The sequence below is a fragment of the Paenibacillus sp. B1-35 genome, assembly GCF_050474385.1.
GTDB lineage: Bacteria > Bacillota > Bacilli > Paenibacillales > Paenibacillaceae > Paenibacillus_B > Paenibacillus_B alvei.
Map to the genome: position 1 here is coordinate 33,486 of NZ_JBCHVJ010000010.1, position 15,780 is coordinate 49,265.

Here is a 15,780-nt window from a genome sequence, read left to right on the forward strand (position 1 = left end):
CTGAATTCAGCTTTATATTGTGCAGAAGGGGACAGCCTTACCCGATTATGTGTGCTAGAATGGACATAAATCCTAAAATAATGTGGTGATAACGATGCAACTAAGCGATATTGAACATAACATACGAGTGATCCGCGAACGTATCGAGCAGGCTTGTAAGCGCAGTGGGCGCAACCCTGAGGAAGTAAAGCTGATGCTCGTTACGAAGACAGTTCCGGTTGAACGAATTCAGATGGCATTGGACGCAGGGGAGAACTTAATTGGGGAAAATAAAGTTCAGGAAGGACTGCAGAAGCGGGAGCCGCTTACTTCGGCTAATCCGTCGCTAGACTTCCACTTTATCGGCCATTTGCAAACAAACAAGGTGAAGGATGTACTTAAATTTGCAACATGCATTCAATCCGTCGACCGCATGAAGCTGGCTACGGCACTCCATGAGCGGCTGCAAAAGGAAGGCCGTACGATGGATGTCCTTATCCAGGTGAATACATCGTATGAGGAAAGCAAATTCGGCGCTGCCCCAGAGGATGCACTTGCTTTAATTCAGGAGGTAGCCAAGCTGGACACGCTCCGCATTAAGGGGCTAATGACAATCGGGCTGTTCACCGACGATCAAGACAAGGTACGCAAATGCTTCAAGTTGCTCCAGAATATTCGTCGTGAAGCGCAAGAACTTGCATTGCCAAACGTCAGCATGGAAGTTATGTCGATGGGGATGTCTGGAGATTTCGAAACGGCAATTGAGGAAGGATCAACGCTGGTGCGTGTGGGCTCTGCCATTTTCGGCAAGCGCATCTATCCAGACAGCCATTATTGGAATGAAAACTCGAAATCCGAATAAATGGGTGGAATAGGGATGGAAGGAGAGAGCCAAGGGGCTCTCTTCTTTTCTATTTTGAAGGTGTAACGGGAAATGTAACTTCGAGCTCGGGGATATATTTGATGAGTGGCTTTCCATCTGCTCCAAAATTGAATTGGGATTTATCATGCTCATTGATGAGATTTAGATAAGGCTTGATCGTAATGGACGTCGGAATAGGGTCGTATGGCTGGTAAAGTAAATTAAACAAAATCGTTTTCCCGTTGTCCTCATGTAATCCTGAACCGTTTAGCAATTTGACTGTGCGCCCTTTATCATCGTAGATTTCAAATCCAATCGGCAAATCATTGACCGTAATCGAATTGCCATTCGATATTTCTAGCCTTGCGGCGAGACTCGTCGTAATCGGCGTTAATTCCACTTTATTGTATGTGATGGTGAATGGACTGCCAGCTTTCGAAATGTACGGCTTCATGACGACTGAATCCTTTGTTTGCATGGAAATGGGAATCGTCATTTGATAAGGCTCTTGTATGCCTGACACGGTAAGCTTTACCGTTAAATCGAACTTGTCGGGCAAGGATTTTCCTTCTTGATTTCGCATATCGGAGAACATAAGGATCGCCGAATTTTCATTTTCCCCTGGGGAAGTAATGATGCCAACCGAGTGCTGGTTGTATGTATATTCGTCAATCCTTTTTCCATCAATAAGGAGTTGAATATTACTTAAAGATTCCGTTAAGGGTTTGCGGCTACTGCTCTCCTGCAACCCTAATAAGCCCGATCGTTCAATGCCAACTGCCACTCGTACTCCGTCATAGGTTGCTACCGGAATCGAAAGTGTCAGACCATGATGGGTCACACTCTGCCCAGATGAGGTGACAAGTCCTTTTTCGTCAGCTGCCTGCAGACCTAGATCTCCCGCAAGGCGAAAAAGACTGCTCACGCCCGGCACATGTCTCATGGACTCGGCTACCGTGGGAGACAGGAAGGAGACCCCTATTAATAAGACGAATGCAGCGACTGCTGCAGCAATCGATGTGACAATGGAACGGACTGCTGGACTGCGACGTGTTTTACGTGAAGCTTCAACAAATAGTGGCTCGGTATCCAATCGATTCATAATTTGGCCCGTAAAATCGGGATTTGTCGGCGTTTGGCGAATCCATGCCTCTAACTGTTCACTATCTACACCGTTACGATGGCTTGATGACATGCTTATGAAGTCCTCCTTCCTCTGTGGATGGACTGGCTTGATATCGAAGCAGTTTTTTCCGCAAACGTTCATATTTCTTTCGAATCGTCGATGGCTTTAAATCCATAATCTCGCTAATTTCATCGAAGCTATATTCTTCTACGGCCCTTAATAACAAAATATGCCGCTCTTCTGTAGAAAGCTTGTCCAGCAATTGATAAACCAGATCTTCATACTTAATCTCTTGATCATTGATTTGATCGTGTTTCAACAGGGAGAGTATTTTTCGGCGTCTACTTCTGCGGTTCAAAATATCCAAGCAATGATTGTAGGCAATCTTATAGATCCAGGCTGAAAAAGATACCTGAGGCTCGAAAAGGTGGATACGTTGAAATCCTTTAATAAATATGTCCTGAACAGCGTCCTCGGCTTCTTCCTTGCTGCCCAACAAATAGTAGCAGTATAGATAAATTTGTTTCTGAAATCGATGGATGATATGGGTGTATGCTTCTTTATCTCCGCGCTTGACTTGAGCAATGGCATGTTCTAAAGTCTCAACAGTTTGATAATCTAAGCTGGATGGCATAGCCGTATGGATCCTCCTTTCATACAGCCCGGATTAACAATGCCTTGTTATTGTATAGCTTCACTTTTGGGTAATAAGAGCACTGTTTCAGTGCATTATTTTTCAGATATTTTGTTTTTTGTTTTTTGCAGTGCTTCTTGTCCCTTCACTTCCAACACGGCTATCGCTTCCTCAACGGTCTGCCTATCATCGATAATCGCTTGCAATTCCTCTGACAAGACAGGTTGGAATAATTGATTGAACTCTTTATACGCGGCTGTACTGCCTAGAGATTCCTCGAAAGAAGGTGCTTTTTTGGGCGTAAGCAAATAAAAAGGTTCCGGGCTTTTGCCTTCAATATCTTGGAGCAAGCCAGGGCGTGCCGGCAATTTTCCGTTTACCGTCCGCGATGCGGACATAGCCATGTCCGCGCTATTTACGAACTTGACGAACTCCCATGCCGCCTGCTTATTTGACGAGTCTCCGGCTATCGCAAAAATTTCCGGGACATGCACATTTGCCGATTCATCTGGGGAGGAAGAAGCAACAGGCATAGTAACGATATCCCATTCGAACGATTTCGATGCTTTGTCGAAGAGAGCGCGTGCTTTCAATTCTTTCGCAAGCCAAGGTCCATTGAGTGTCATCGCAGCTTGACCTCTAAAAAAGCCTTCGATCATCTCTTCGCTAGTTCGATTTGAAGCCTGCAGATAGATATATTTATCGCGTATGGCGTCTGTTACAAGTTTTATTGCTTCTCTCCAACCGTCCGAGTTGATAAGCAGCTTGTCTGTCTTTGCATCGAGTAATCGTAACTCGGAGGAAGACACGACCTGCTGTAACATGTGCTCCACACCGTAGTCCTGATATAATCCAACTACTGTCTTTTCGCCAGTGCTCGTATTGGTGAATCTTCTCGATAACTCAAACAATTGCTTCCAGGTCATCTTGTTCGTCGGCACATCAATCTGATGCTGCTTGAACAAATCTCGGTTAAAATACAGGACATCTGTGTAAAAATACGGGGCTAATCCGTATAGCTTGCCGTCTCCTTTCCCCCTAATCATCTCGATAAGTCCGGGAGAAATTGCGTCGATATCGAACTTGTCCTTTGCAATCATAGTTTCGATGTCGTACAGCAGCCCCTGACGCGCATAATCTTCGAACAAATTCTCGTTTAGCAGCAGCACATCAGGCTTATGTGCCTCAATTAATTTCTTTAATTCTACATGGTAGTCCCAAGCGCCGTTTTGCTCGCGATTTACGTGCACGTTATTCATGTTGATGACATCAAATTCGATTTTTGGATACTTCATCTTGAAGAGATTCCCGTAATCGTTATAGAACGACGGTTCATCATAGTACATGACTTTGATTTTTCCACTTTCCAATATCTCATTTTGTTTTTGTTCTCCGTAACAACCGCTTAGTAAAGACATGACAATGATCAGTGCAATTCCACGCTTCCACTTCTTTTTCATGCTATCTCTCCTTTTCTGCTTATACAACGGACAGACATGCTGTTTTGTGACGGGGCTGCCAAAATTAAGGCTTGGGAAAGTCGTTGATTTTAAAAAGTGCCCTTTATATAAAGAAGCGGTCAGCATTCCGAATACTGCCACTTAATTTCTGACATTTGTCATATGCAGTTGATGACATCGTACACTAATTGGTTCAACTACGACTGCCGTACAATACTTACATAAGCAATACGGCAGGTGAACAATCAGCGCTTACAATACAGCAAAAAAGAAAAGTAAAGGATGATCATAGATGACATACGCAATCGAATGTACCAACCTTGTAAAGCAATTTGGCGGCTTTCGCGCTGTAAACAATATCGATCTCCGCTTTGAGCGTGGACAGATTAGTGCACTGCTTGGCCCGAACGGTGCGGGCAAGACAACGACGATTTCCATGATCCTTGGATTGCAAAAGCCGACATCAGGGGAGATCAAGGTGCTTGGCCAACCTGCGGGGACGAAAGAACTTCGGCAGCGGGTAGGTGCCCTCATGCAGGATGTAAAGGCGGCGGACGGCTTGAATGTTGCGGAGGTATTAAATTTGTTCCGGAGTTACTATCGCAACCCGCTTCCGCTATCCAGACTGCTCGACCTATCGGGTCTGCATGCAGAAGCCAAGCGGCGCGCATCCTCGCTATCCGGCGGACAGCGTCGAAGATTGGCCTTCGCACAAAGCCTGGCCGGCAATCCCGAGCTTGTCCTGCTCGACGAACCGACGGTCGGCATGGACGTAGAAGCACGCGATCGCTTCTGGGATACGGTTCGCGCTCTGTCGAACGACGGACGTACCGTTGTGCTTACGACACATGACTTGGAAGAAGCTGATGCAGTATCTGACCATATCGCCATCATTGCAGGAGGGGCGGTAGCGGCCAGCGGAACCTCACAACAGCTCAAGGCGCAAACGACACTGCGGACAGTGTCCTTCAGCTTACAAGTCGAACAGCAGGACGAGGCGCTCATGCAGCTTCCGGGTGTCGTGAAGGTAGAACGTGCATCGGGTAAGATTCGTATCCACGTTCGGAATACAGATGAGGTATTATCCGCGTTGATGCAATCCGGCTGGGGCGTACGTGATATTGATATCCAATCGGCTAAGCTTGAAGATGCCTTCCGTACAATTACAAAATCGCATGAAGCTGCACGTGAAATTATATAACTGCCTACGGTCTACAAATAAACGGATTAGGGAAGAGAGTTTCCCCTCACATATCGAAAAATCGAATCATTTATCAGGAGGAATTATTAATGTTGCAAGCTCAAATCAAAGCAGAGAGTCTGCGAATTATGCGCAGTCCATTCTTCTTACTATTCTCGCTTGGCATGCCAATCGCTTTTTATTTCTTGTTTGCTAGTTTAAATGGTGCATCGAAGTCTATTGAATCAACGACATATGGGGCCTTTTCGTTAATGTCGATGACTGCATTCAGCCTGATCGGCACGGCAATGAGCCAGTTCGGCATTCGCTTAGCATACGAGCGTCGTGACGGATGGACGCGTTTGCTTCGCCTAACACCGCTCTCTCCATCGGTATGGATCGGAGCTAAGATCGTATCGCATATGCTGGTGCATATGCTGGTCATTCTGATTATTTTCCCTGCTGCCTACTTTGCCTATCATATTGAGCTTACTGCTGTACAATGGATGACATGCGGATTGTGGCTGTGGCTTGGAAGCATTCCATTCCTCGCGATCGGCTCGCTTCTTGGAACGATGAAGAGCGCTGACGCATCCATTGCGGTTGCTAATATTTTGCTCATGGGTTTTGCCATCATGGGGGGCTTGTGGATGCCGCTGAAGACATTGCCGGGCTGGATGCAGGCAATTGGGGAATGGCTGCCATCCTACCGTTATGCACATGGTGCATGGAATATGCTTGCTGGCAGTAGTCCTGCACTGCTGGATTGGGCTATTCTACTGGGCTGCGGCATTATCTTCATGGTAATATCGAGTTATATCTTCAACAGACGGGAAGCGATGTAAGTGAACGTAGGTAAGAAGAGATTATTTCCCGAAAAAGAGGGGGTAGAGCCTTATATCTCCCTTGCCAACTTATGTGTGCCTATTTTTTTCCTGCTGCGTGAAACCTCCGCCAAGTTTTGGCTGGGGTTCACGCTGCTTCTGTTTCTCGTGATCGCATTTTGGCTGCAGTACCATTATGAGAAGCAGGTATTGCTATGGTTGACTGTTCAGGTTGTGATTATTCTCATGTTTATCCTATTCTATCACCCTATGTATGCTTATATGGTGTTCATGATCGCGCAGATGATAAGCAAGCAAAAAACAACAGTTATTTTGGGTATAGCTGCTGTCATGACAGTAGGCATTATAATAGGGTTATTTCAACGCTTGGATACCATAACCGTATGGTCTTCCCTGCATACGCTGTTGTTGCCGCCTTTGTTCGGTATCCTATTCATGCCGTTCATCATGCAGGCAGCAGGGCAGTACAAGCAGATGGCGGAACGATTGCAGGCTGCTACGTCACAGCTTGAGCGAATGGCACAGCAGGAAGAGAGACAGCGCATTGCGCGGGAATTGCATGATACACTTGGACATACGTTGTCTTTAATTACGCTGAAGAGTGAAGTGACAGAAAAGCTGATTACACGTAATCCGGAGCGGGCAATTGCAGAAGCGAGGGAAATTCGGGAAACCTCGCGTGCGGCGTTGAAGCAGATGCGTCAGCTCGTAACTGAGATGAAGATCGTTAAGCTTGCAGAGGAATACGAACATGGCAGACAACTTTGTGCAGCTGCAGGAATAGAACTGAGCTTTCAGGAACGTGGAGAGGGTATCGCCCAACCTGCTACAGTCTCAACTATGGTATCCCGATTGCCGCTGTCGGCTCTGCAGGAAACGATTCTAGCCATGTGCTTTCGGGAAACGTTAACGAATGTTGTGAGGCACAGCCAAGCCAAGTGCTGTACTGTATTGCTTGAAGTTGAGGAGTCCTTAGTACGATTGAATATTGCAGATAACGGTGTAGGTATTAATGAGCATCAGCTTAAGCAATCAAGTGGGACGGGCATGGCAGGTCTCAGGCAGCGTCTGCAGCTTGTAGATGGAACACTTGTGGTAGATTCCGCCCCTCACAAAGGGACGGCATTATCGTTAGTTATACCTCGCGTTATTCGTGATGGGAAGGAGAGAGAAGGGCAATGATCCGAGTAATACTTGGAGAAGATCAGCAGATGCTGCGCAGTGCATTAGCCACCTTATTGTCCCTTGAAGGTGATATCGAAGTGGTTGGTCAAGCGGAGAATGGAAAAGTTGCGCTGGAATTAATAGAGGAGCTGCATCCCGATATTGCTGTATTGGATATTGAAATGCCGCTCATGACGGGGCTGGATGTTGCGGATGCGGTCAAGAAAAAAGGATGGGCATGCCGAATCATTATGCTGACAACATTTGCTCGCTCGGGCTATCTCCAGCGTGCAATGGCATCCAGTGTAGGGGGGTATTTACTTAAGGACAGCCCAAGTGATGAATTGTCGGATGCCATTCGCAAAGTATACGCGGGCAAGCGGGTGATGAGTCCCGAATTGACACTAGCGGCTTGGGAGGATCCTTGCCCTTTGTCTCCAAGGGAGAAGGAAGTGCTGAAACTTGCAGAAGAAGGGCAGTCCATGCAGGATATTAGTGCAAAGTTGTTCTTGTCCTACGGAACGGTACGCAATTATATGTCAGATGCGCTCAGTAAAGTCGGAGCGGGCACGCGAATTGAGGCCATTCGAATTGCGCGGGAAAAAGGCTGGCTGGACTAAATAAACAACTGGATGTACAAGATACAGGGCGGCGTGGACGTGAGACGTTTCCTGCAAGTCTTGTCTTATTCAGGTGTGACCCACCATAAACGAATATTTAGCTCATTTTCAGTTTCATTTCAGGATTAACGAACATACTATAGCCATCCCTTACATAAGGAGGTGGAACCAATGAAACGCAATTCAACCGTAGCAGCATGGACATGTCTGATGCTTCTGTTGATGGCATCGCCTGCAGCAGCGCAAAGCAGCAATGGGGAAAATGCTGTGTCAGATAAGGCCAAAGGCCAGACTGCCATAAGTGTAGCCGCAACGAAGGTAGGACAGTCCAATGCGAAGCAGCAGGATTCGGAGACAGACAAGCAGTTAGAGCAGATACAAGCTCAGATGAAAGAGCTCCGTACAGAAATGAAACAGCTTCATGAGAAAAAGGTTCAATTGCTCGCCAAGAAGCATGGCATTTCGACAGAAGGGAAAAGCAGCAAGCAAATTCGTCAGGAACTGCGTGAGAAATTGGGCATAAAAGGACGACTGTTCCACGAGAAACATCACGATAACGGGAAGCCTGTCGAGGATCGTCAAACGCAGCTTCAGCATGAGGAAGAAAAGCATAAGGCAGCAGCAGACGCAGATGGGCTCACACCAGAAGAGATAAAGGCGAAATTCCAAGAATTAAACGGGTCAGCCAAATAAGTGTGCAGCGCCGATACAAGTATGCTGATAACCAGATTTTAAATATTGGGACATGCGCGGCAGCGTATGTCCCTGTGTTATATAGGCTAGGAAATTGTGCAGAAACCAAAAGGTAATGATTTCGTAAATATATATAGAAGCATGAATCATTGGCATGCAGAGCTGCATAGGATAAAGGAGCCGAAATGTTACGGATGCGAGGGGATTAAATGAAACAACCCGACGAAAAGGCGCGCAGCGCTTCTCATCGGGTTATGCAGTCGTTCAATAATATTAAGAGTGCAGGAAACTAGTAAGCTATTTATCGTCTGTAGCAATAGACGAAAAGTCATTCTCGCTCAATACTCGACGAGCACCTACATAGCGCTTCTCGTAGTAGTCCATGCTTAGGCTGTCGATGCGCGTACCCTTGCTAGTCGAAGCGTGTGCGAATTTGTTATCGCCTACGTAAATACCGACATGAGATACACCGTTGCCGCCGCTTGTGTCAAAGAAAACTAGGTCTCCTGGACGAAGCTCGTCTTTGCTTACTTTGTCGCCAGAGTCGAATTGCGACGAAGATGTGCGAGGGAGATCAATTTCGAACTTTTTGAACACGTACTTGGTAAATCCAGAGCAATCAAAGCCACTCGTTGATGTTCCACCATACTTGTACGAAATGCCTAGCAAACCGTCAATCGTGTTGTCCATTTTGGATGCTGCGAATGTGCTTCCCGCTCCGAGCGATGTAAACAAAACGCTCAGCCCGAGTACCGCTGTAACTAGCTTCTTCTTCAAAGGGAAAGCTCCTTCCGTGCCTGCGAGGTTAGCTGGAGGGTTCGGTTGAAGGACCCCTATGATCCCTGTGTTTCAAGATCAATTCACCCGTAAAAACTGGTTCCCCCGCTTTCCGGACTATCCGGAAATTCGGCAATCTGGTTTTGGGATATGTATTGCTGCGTGCGATAGTAACAATTTTGCAAGAGTTAGTGCCGCTTTCATGACAAAGTTGTAATAAATCTAGATTTATTGTAACAGACGATTTTTCCTTTGACAAATATTTTTTGTCCTTGACACGAAAAAAACTTGTCAAATCAGCGTTATTTTTCGCTGATAGACAAGTTTTTTATTTTTCTTATGCTGCTGTGCATCATTTCATCGTAACGCCTTGTAACTTTTGTAATGTTATCACTTCATGATGTCCTTATTTTCATTCCTATCTATTCATTACTTCTTGATCTATTGCTTCATTTATTTTGTTTATTTCATTTGCTGTTCAGCTTCCTGCCATACCGCATGACGAGCAGATAATCCCCACATTTTCAGCATAGTCATAATTGCAGGCAGCGCCTGTTGAATAATGAGTGCGGTAATGCCTGTGAACATTGCGGCAGCGGATGTAGACATAATGCCTATTCCAATTGTAGTTCCGATAAATATTAGAGATAGCCCGAGGATGGGCAGCAGGCGCCGCGTACCAGCCGTCACAGAGCGAATTAATGGTGTATCTGATGCGGCACCAAAGTTCAGGAACAGGAAAAGTTGGTGAACGAGCCAGCCGCCAATAAGCCAAGCGATTGCAAAGGGGGCTATGGCCATAAGCAAGGAAGTAAGAGAATTCGATGTTGACAGTGCATTCGCAGTATAGGGAACGAACCATATGGCAGGGACCGTGATGAGGAGAACTTCTAACAAATATAGGACAAGCATGGGCTTCCATACAAGCTTGATACCTTGAAAGAAGGCCAGCCCCTGCTGCTTGGGACGTGACATAGCATGGAATACGCCCGCATGAATAAAGGGCGTAAGCAGCAAATGGATGGCGATGAAGCCGATAAGGGCCCAAAAGTATGGCATATAGTCATTTGTCTTCATTAGATGGAATTGGCTTTCTGTTAGAAAGAGCTGCTTGCTCATTTCAGTAGGTGCAGGATCTGGGTAGCGGCGCAGGATAGGCGTCACGATTCCATCGACGAAACGGTAGAGGAAGAACCCCCATAACAGTTGGTACAAAAATAGAATAATCCAAATGTAAATATGATCTTTGCACCAATTCCAGCCTGATCGAACATAGGTTTTCACGCGATCACCACCCCAGAATGTTCGTAATTGCTTCGATTACCTTGATAACGGACAAGTTAACCCGCGTACGAATAGGTTCGTCGACATGAGCACGCATGTAATTGTTGATATGCTTGTTTTCGACGACAATAGTGTACAGTGGATCGACCATTACCCAGCTAAGCGGTGTTTTATGGGTTATCGTATACTGAATTCGATCTCCTTCTCCATTCCATGACTTGCGTGTTGTAGTTCCATCGGTAAATCCAAACACGATTGGAATAGAAGGATAATTGGCTCCCAGCTTGCGAATGTGAACAGTCGCTTCATATTTGATAGAGCCATTTGCTTCAATCGTACGAGATTCAATATTTTCTACAGCGAAGTCTGCCATTTGACCGTTGTACACATATTGTTGGAAGAAATCAATCCACTTGCGATTCGTTACCTGTTCAACGACGCGCTGGAAATCGGCTGTTGTTGGATGCTTGAAACGATATTTCTGCGTATAGGTTTTCATGATGCGGTTCATCATCTTTTCTCCAACCTGCTTCTCAATAGCGAGAAGAACCAGCTTGGCACGCATGTACACATTTTCCGCGTAATGATCTTGGTTGTTGTATCGCCAAGCTTCCAGCTTGAGTGGAGCCGGATCTGTAATATAGCTCGCTTGTACCGCATTATTAGGATGTACGCCGAATTCCTGTTCCATCAGCTTATCTTCCGCATAGGAAGTAAAACCTTCATCAAGCCAAGCTTCTTCAAATTCATTAGACGCAAGAATTCCATAGAAATATTGATGCCCAATTTCATGAATGACGGTTCGCTCCAAGTCATAGCCTGGACTTTCATCTTCTGCCCCAAACGCTGTTATCAAGGTTGGATACTCCATACCGCCGGCTCCATTACCTGCCTTAGGTGGAACGACAATGGACAAGGTGGAATAAGGATATTTGCCGTACCATTCGCTGAACTTCGATAATGCGGTCTTGGCAGCGTAGAAATATCGTTCCTTCAAATCCTTATGCTTCGGATCCAAATACAGCTTGATTCGAACTCCTGGAACTTGGCTGGAGGAGAATGGTTCTTCAAAATAAACAAATTTCGGAGAGGCTGACCACGCAAAGTCATGGACGTCATCTGCATAGAATTGATACGATTTTTTCCCGTCCGCAATAACGGGCGTCTTTGTTGGAAATCCAGTTGCAGCAACGATGTAATTGTCAGGCACTTGAATACGCACACTGTAAATGCCGTAATTCGAGTAGAATTCTGAATTGCCATGATATTGGTGAAGATTCCATCCATCGGAGGATCGCCCGCGAACACCTGCTTTTTCAAATGCAGCAATCTTCGGGAACCATTGGCCGGCCATCACAAAATCATCGGCATGACCCATACGTGCAAATACTTTTGGAAGCTTGACTTCGAACTCCATGCGAAGCGTAACTTTTTCCTGACTGCGTACGGGCTTCGTAAGTCGCAGCTTCATGAGTGTTTCGTCCTTCGAATTGCCGTCATCCGGTTGTACGAATTGTGTGCGGTTCATTAAGGACATGCCGTCAACCGTGGATAACGATTTTAACGTCATACCGCCATATCCGTCGGCTGGCAACCTGTCTTCACGCAATCTTCCTCCAGACTCCTTCATGAAGGTCGTGTCCGGCGAACGGAATGCGTTCGGATAAAAGTGGAAGTATAATTCATTTACAGTTGCTTTCCCGGGATTGGTCCAAGTGACTGTTTGCTTGCCGATCAGCGTGTGAGTGGACTCGTCCAGCTTAACTTCAATATGATATTCGGCAATACGTTCACTTAGCACCTCCACACTGGGAGTCTCCACAGCTTGCTGCGTGATTGGTTCCTGAACCGCCTGTTTATTCACCTCGGGTCCAAGTGATGGGACGGATCCAGACGGCCAGAACCAAACGAGGAGGAAGCTGCAGGCGGCTAAGAGCAAGGCAGTGAATAAGAGCCGGCGATATACATTGCTTCGGGTCATACGTTTTTAACCTCCCGTTGACAAGCATCTACAGCATGTATATGTTGGCTTTTTGCAGATTATTAGCTAAAATGAAAATGATTTTGAGTTCGTGGGCAAGGAAGGAGTGTACAGTGGAATGGAATCTTCAGATAAGAAAGTTAAGAAGCCGCTGGCTTTGAATGTCATGAGCAGTGGTAAGCATAAAGGATTTGGTTCGGGCAGTATCGATCTGAACAATGTCTCGCCTGTCATCATCGATGAAGGGAAGGCGTACATTGATTTGGGAGCGATGCACGCGAAGAGTAAGGTGGAGCGTGGCATTAAGTTCTCTACTAATAAGGAAGATGTTCCGAACGGACGGCAATGCTGGATCGTATGGGTTGCTGTTGACCGTTCACCAGAAGGTGCGTTCTATGGCGGCTTGGCGGCTTGTGAAATGCTGATTGATGCGGAGGCTAAGCGCGGCTGGAAGATGCTCGCTGATCATGTTAATCGCATGGATTACGCGATGAAGCGCCGTGTGCTCGTCGATGAGCTGAATGCAGAGGATAAGGCTGCGCTGCGTGAGTTGCTTATGACACACAATGCAGAATGGTGGGAACGTACGCCAGAAGAAGTGAAGGAACAGTTATCTTAGTAATAATGGCTTATAAAAGAAGGCCGCTATGCCGATCTCAGGATCAGTACAGCGGCCTTCTTTTATATAACTGTATATAGTGAGTTATCTATCGATAAAGATAGGGCTACATGCTCTATTTAGCTTTACTTAATCATCTAAGGTGATACCTATTGCTCCAACTAAGGAAAGGTATTAATACGCTTAGACACGGTATATCGGCATCTTGTCCACCCGCGCGGCTCCTGTCTCGATAGCAACCTGTGCAATCGCAGAAGCAACGCTAGGTACAACTCGCTTATCGAGCGGATTCGGAATGATGTAGGTTGGGCTGAGCTCGGCATCCGTTACGATTGCTGCAATGCCGCGGGCTGCCGCCAGCTTCATGTCATCTGTAATGTCGGTAGCGCGAACGTCGAGCGCACCACGGAAGATGCCAGGGAATGCAAGCAGGTTGTTCACTTGGTTCGGGAAGTCGGAACGACCCGTACATACTACCGCTGCTCCAGCCGCGAGCGCTTCGTCCGGGAAGATTTCCGGAGTTGGATTCGCCATGGCAAAAATAATCGGCTTCTCGTTCATGGAACGAACATGTTCCTGTGTAAGCACCTTGGGTGCGGATACACCGATAAATACGTCTGCCCCGCGTACGGCTTCGGTCAGTGTACCGCGAATATGTTCGCGATTCGTTACCATCGCCATGTCTGCTTGCGCAGGATTCATCCATTCCTCTCCCTCACAAACTACGCCCTTTAAATCCACAAGGGACACATGCTGAACACCTGCCTTCAGCAGCAGCTTCGCGATAGCAATACCAGCAGAACCAGCACCGTTAATCACGGCGCGAATGTTCGACATTTGTTTGTGTACGACTTTCAGCGCATTCATCAAAGCAGCAAGCAGTACGATGGCAGTGCCGTGCTGATCATCGTGGAAGATCGGGATATTCGTCTCTTCCTTCAGGCGCCGCTCAATTTCGAAGCAGCGTGGTGCAGAAATATCCTCCAGGTTAATACCGGAGAAAGTCGGCTCCATGTTTTTGACGATATTGACAATTTCGTCTACATTTTGCGTGGAGAGACAAATCGGGAACGCATCGACATTGCCGAACTGCTTGAACAGCATGCATTTGCCTTCCATGACCGGCATAGCCGCATATGGGCCGATATCGCCTAGTCCAAGAACGGCGGAACCGTCTGTAACGACGGCGATCATGTTGCCGCGTAACGTATATTCATTGGCCGCATTCTTATCATTTGCAATAAGTCGGCATGATTCAGCTACGCCTGGTGTATATACAAGGCTCAAATCCTCTGGGGAATTGACCTCAATTTTGCTTGTTACTTCAATTTTGCCGTGCAGCTTCTTATGAAGTTGTAACGATTCCTCTTTGATGTCCAGTGCTACTGGCATACTACAATCAGCTCCCTGTTATTCTCTCCGAGGAGGCTTACCCTTCCGCCAATGGAATTGCAGATAAGCCTCATGCTACATTGTGCTACGTTAACAGAGAAAAGGGAAATACGTTCCGCATATAAGCTAATAAATTTTATTTATGATCAATTTGGTAAATAACTTTTTTGTGATTTTATAATCGTTCTCTGGATCTATTATGCATCTCTACACGCCCTGAAGTGGCATCTCACGCATACATTCAATCATACTGAGGCAGTCCTTCGACAGATGGTGGTCTTCTTTCCAGCACAGTTGAATATAAAAGGGCATCGGCTCTTCCAATGGGACGGTTACTAGGCCAGGCATATTCTGCACCGCCATCGAGACGATCAAGGAAATGCCGGCACCGGAGGCTACCATCGACTTCACGGTTTGGATTTCATCCGACTCAAATACAATTTGCGGCTTGAATCCATAATGGGTGCAGGCCTTCATGAGCTGTTCATGGTGTACATAAGCATTTGTCAGCACGATAAAGTGCTCTTCCTTAAGCTCTGCAATGGATATCGATTTACGCTTCGCTAAAGGGTGATCATCCGGTACACATACAGTCAAGTGATCCTCATAGAGCAGCACGGAATGAAGACCAGCAATTGGCTCTTTATTCTGTTGCCCGATGATGCCGAGATCCAGCTTGCCCTCTCGAAGCAGTTCTGTTGTTACACGGGAGCCGTATTCCGTTACTTTGAATTGCACGTGCGGATACCGCTTTCTTATGTAAGCGAACATGGACGGGAATAAATAGGCCCCAATAATCGGCGGCAGACCGAAATGAATACTGGAGCTGTTATAATTGCGAACTTCCATGATAGCCTCATCAATTTCAGACAAAATGTTATCTACCCGGGCTAGAAATAAAGCTCCTTCCGCTGTGACGCGCACGGCCTTCTCCTTCTTGTTGCGTTCGAGCAATTGTACGCCCAAGAACTCTTCCAGCCGATTAACGGCCGCTGTTACGCAAGGCTGGGACACATAGAGCTGTTCAGCCGCTTTGGTAAAGCTGTGCTGCTCACTAACCGCCTTGAAATATTCCAGTTCCCGCAAATTCATGATGCTTGGTTCCCTCCGATATGATAATCCAATGCGAGTCCTATTCTACAAGAAACGAGAAGGTTCTTCGAT

15 protein-coding genes and 1 riboswitch are annotated in these 15,780 nt (G+C 46.5%); of the genes, 7 read left to right on the plus strand and 8 right to left on the minus strand.

Going from position 1 to position 15,780, the window contains the following annotated elements; translation table 11 throughout:
* The first annotated feature begins 94 nt into the window (after positions 1–94).
* Positions 95–841 carry a YggS family pyridoxal phosphate-dependent enzyme gene (locus tag ACQ5BJ_RS24885; RefSeq protein ID WP_430112848.1) on the plus strand — a complete coding sequence of 249 codons (747 nt, stop codon included), beginning with the start codon at positions 95–97 and terminating at the stop codon, positions 839–841.
* Between the two features lie 49 nt (positions 842–890).
* Here ACQ5BJ_RS24885 and ACQ5BJ_RS24890 read toward each other — a convergent pair whose 3' ends face one another.
* The 3 genes from ACQ5BJ_RS24890 to ACQ5BJ_RS24900 all read right to left on the minus strand — a co-directional run bounded on the left by ACQ5BJ_RS24890 (position 891) and on the right by ACQ5BJ_RS24900 (position 4,061).
* A complete protein-coding gene (locus ACQ5BJ_RS24890) occupies positions 891–2,036 on the minus strand; it encodes a DUF4179 domain-containing protein (RefSeq protein WP_430112851.1) in 1,146 nt (381 codons plus the stop codon).
* Positions 2,017–2,601 (minus strand): RNA polymerase sigma factor, encoded by a 585-nt coding sequence (locus ACQ5BJ_RS24895; RefSeq protein WP_268622655.1) that lies wholly within the window; start codon positions 2,599–2,601, stop codon positions 2,017–2,019. The genes ACQ5BJ_RS24890 and ACQ5BJ_RS24895 overlap by 20 nt, the downstream gene beginning before the upstream one ends.
* Positions 2,602–2,696: 95 nt before the next feature.
* Complete coding sequence (locus ACQ5BJ_RS24900; RefSeq protein WP_430112853.1) at positions 2,697–4,061, minus strand: ABC transporter substrate-binding protein; 1,365 nt, start codon at positions 4,059–4,061, stop codon at positions 2,697–2,699.
* Between the two features lie 292 nt (positions 4,062–4,353).
* Here ACQ5BJ_RS24900 and ACQ5BJ_RS24905 point away from each other — a divergent pair, with 292 nt between their 5' ends.
* From ACQ5BJ_RS24905 to ACQ5BJ_RS24925, 5 genes are all read left to right on the plus strand, one after another.
* A complete protein-coding gene (locus tag ACQ5BJ_RS24905) occupies positions 4,354–5,262 on the plus strand; it encodes an ABC transporter ATP-binding protein (RefSeq protein ID WP_005545670.1) in 909 nt (302 codons plus the stop codon).
* Between the two features lie 89 nt (positions 5,263–5,351).
* Entirely contained in the window at positions 5,352–6,086 is a 735-nt protein-coding gene (locus ACQ5BJ_RS24910; RefSeq protein ID WP_005545671.1) for an ABC transporter permease, read from the plus strand.
* Positions 6,087–7,268, plus strand: a complete 1,182-nt coding sequence (locus ACQ5BJ_RS24915; RefSeq protein ID WP_005545674.1) for a sensor histidine kinase — start codon at positions 6,087–6,089, stop codon at positions 7,266–7,268.
* On the plus strand, positions 7,265–7,870 hold the full coding sequence (locus ACQ5BJ_RS24920; protein WP_005545676.1) for a response regulator transcription factor: 606 nt from the start codon (positions 7,265–7,267) through the stop codon (positions 7,868–7,870). Before ACQ5BJ_RS24915 ends, ACQ5BJ_RS24920 begins: the two co-directional genes overlap by 4 nt.
* 171 nt (positions 7,871–8,041) lie before the next feature.
* Complete coding sequence (locus tag ACQ5BJ_RS24925) at positions 8,042–8,563, plus strand: serine protease (RefSeq protein WP_430112857.1); 522 nt, start codon at positions 8,042–8,044, stop codon at positions 8,561–8,563.
* Between the two features lie 297 nt (positions 8,564–8,860).
* On the opposite strand, the gene ACQ5BJ_RS24930 is transcribed toward ACQ5BJ_RS24925, so the two are convergent.
* From ACQ5BJ_RS24930 to ACQ5BJ_RS24940, 3 genes are all read right to left on the minus strand, one after another.
* Positions 8,861–9,340, minus strand: coding sequence for a C40 family peptidase (locus tag ACQ5BJ_RS24930; RefSeq protein WP_005545679.1), 480 nt, complete (start codon positions 9,338–9,340; stop codon positions 8,861–8,863).
* A gap of 3 nt (positions 9,341–9,343) precedes the next feature.
* A riboswitch (cyclic di-AMP (ydaO/yuaA leader) is annotated at positions 9,344–9,485 on the minus strand.
* A gap of 317 nt (positions 9,486–9,802) precedes the next feature.
* Entirely contained in the window at positions 9,803–10,624 is an 822-nt protein-coding gene (locus ACQ5BJ_RS24935) for a carbamoyl transferase (RefSeq protein WP_367667318.1), read from the minus strand.
* Between the two features lie 4 nt (positions 10,625–10,628).
* Positions 10,629–12,605 carry a M1 family metallopeptidase gene (locus ACQ5BJ_RS24940; RefSeq protein ID WP_005545682.1) on the minus strand — a complete coding sequence of 659 codons (1,977 nt, stop codon included), beginning with the start codon at positions 12,603–12,605 and terminating at the stop codon, positions 10,629–10,631.
* Between the two features lie 118 nt (positions 12,606–12,723).
* Here ACQ5BJ_RS24940 and ACQ5BJ_RS24945 point away from each other — a divergent pair, with 118 nt between their 5' ends.
* Positions 12,724–13,224, plus strand: coding sequence for a YwhD family protein (locus ACQ5BJ_RS24945; protein ID WP_005545683.1), 501 nt, complete (start codon positions 12,724–12,726; stop codon positions 13,222–13,224).
* A 183-nt stretch (positions 13,225–13,407) separates the two neighbouring features.
* Here the strand turns inward: ACQ5BJ_RS24945 and ACQ5BJ_RS24950 are convergent, their stop codons facing one another.
* Together ACQ5BJ_RS24950 and ACQ5BJ_RS24955 are read right to left on the minus strand one after the other, a co-directional pair.
* Complete coding sequence (locus ACQ5BJ_RS24950) at positions 13,408–14,616, minus strand: NAD(P)-dependent malic enzyme (protein WP_005545684.1); 1,209 nt, start codon at positions 14,614–14,616, stop codon at positions 13,408–13,410.
* A 207-nt stretch (positions 14,617–14,823) separates the two neighbouring features.
* Complete coding sequence (locus ACQ5BJ_RS24955; RefSeq protein ID WP_163978596.1) at positions 14,824–15,708, minus strand: LysR family transcriptional regulator; 885 nt, start codon at positions 15,706–15,708, stop codon at positions 14,824–14,826.
* Positions 15,709–15,780 lie beyond the last annotated feature (72 nt).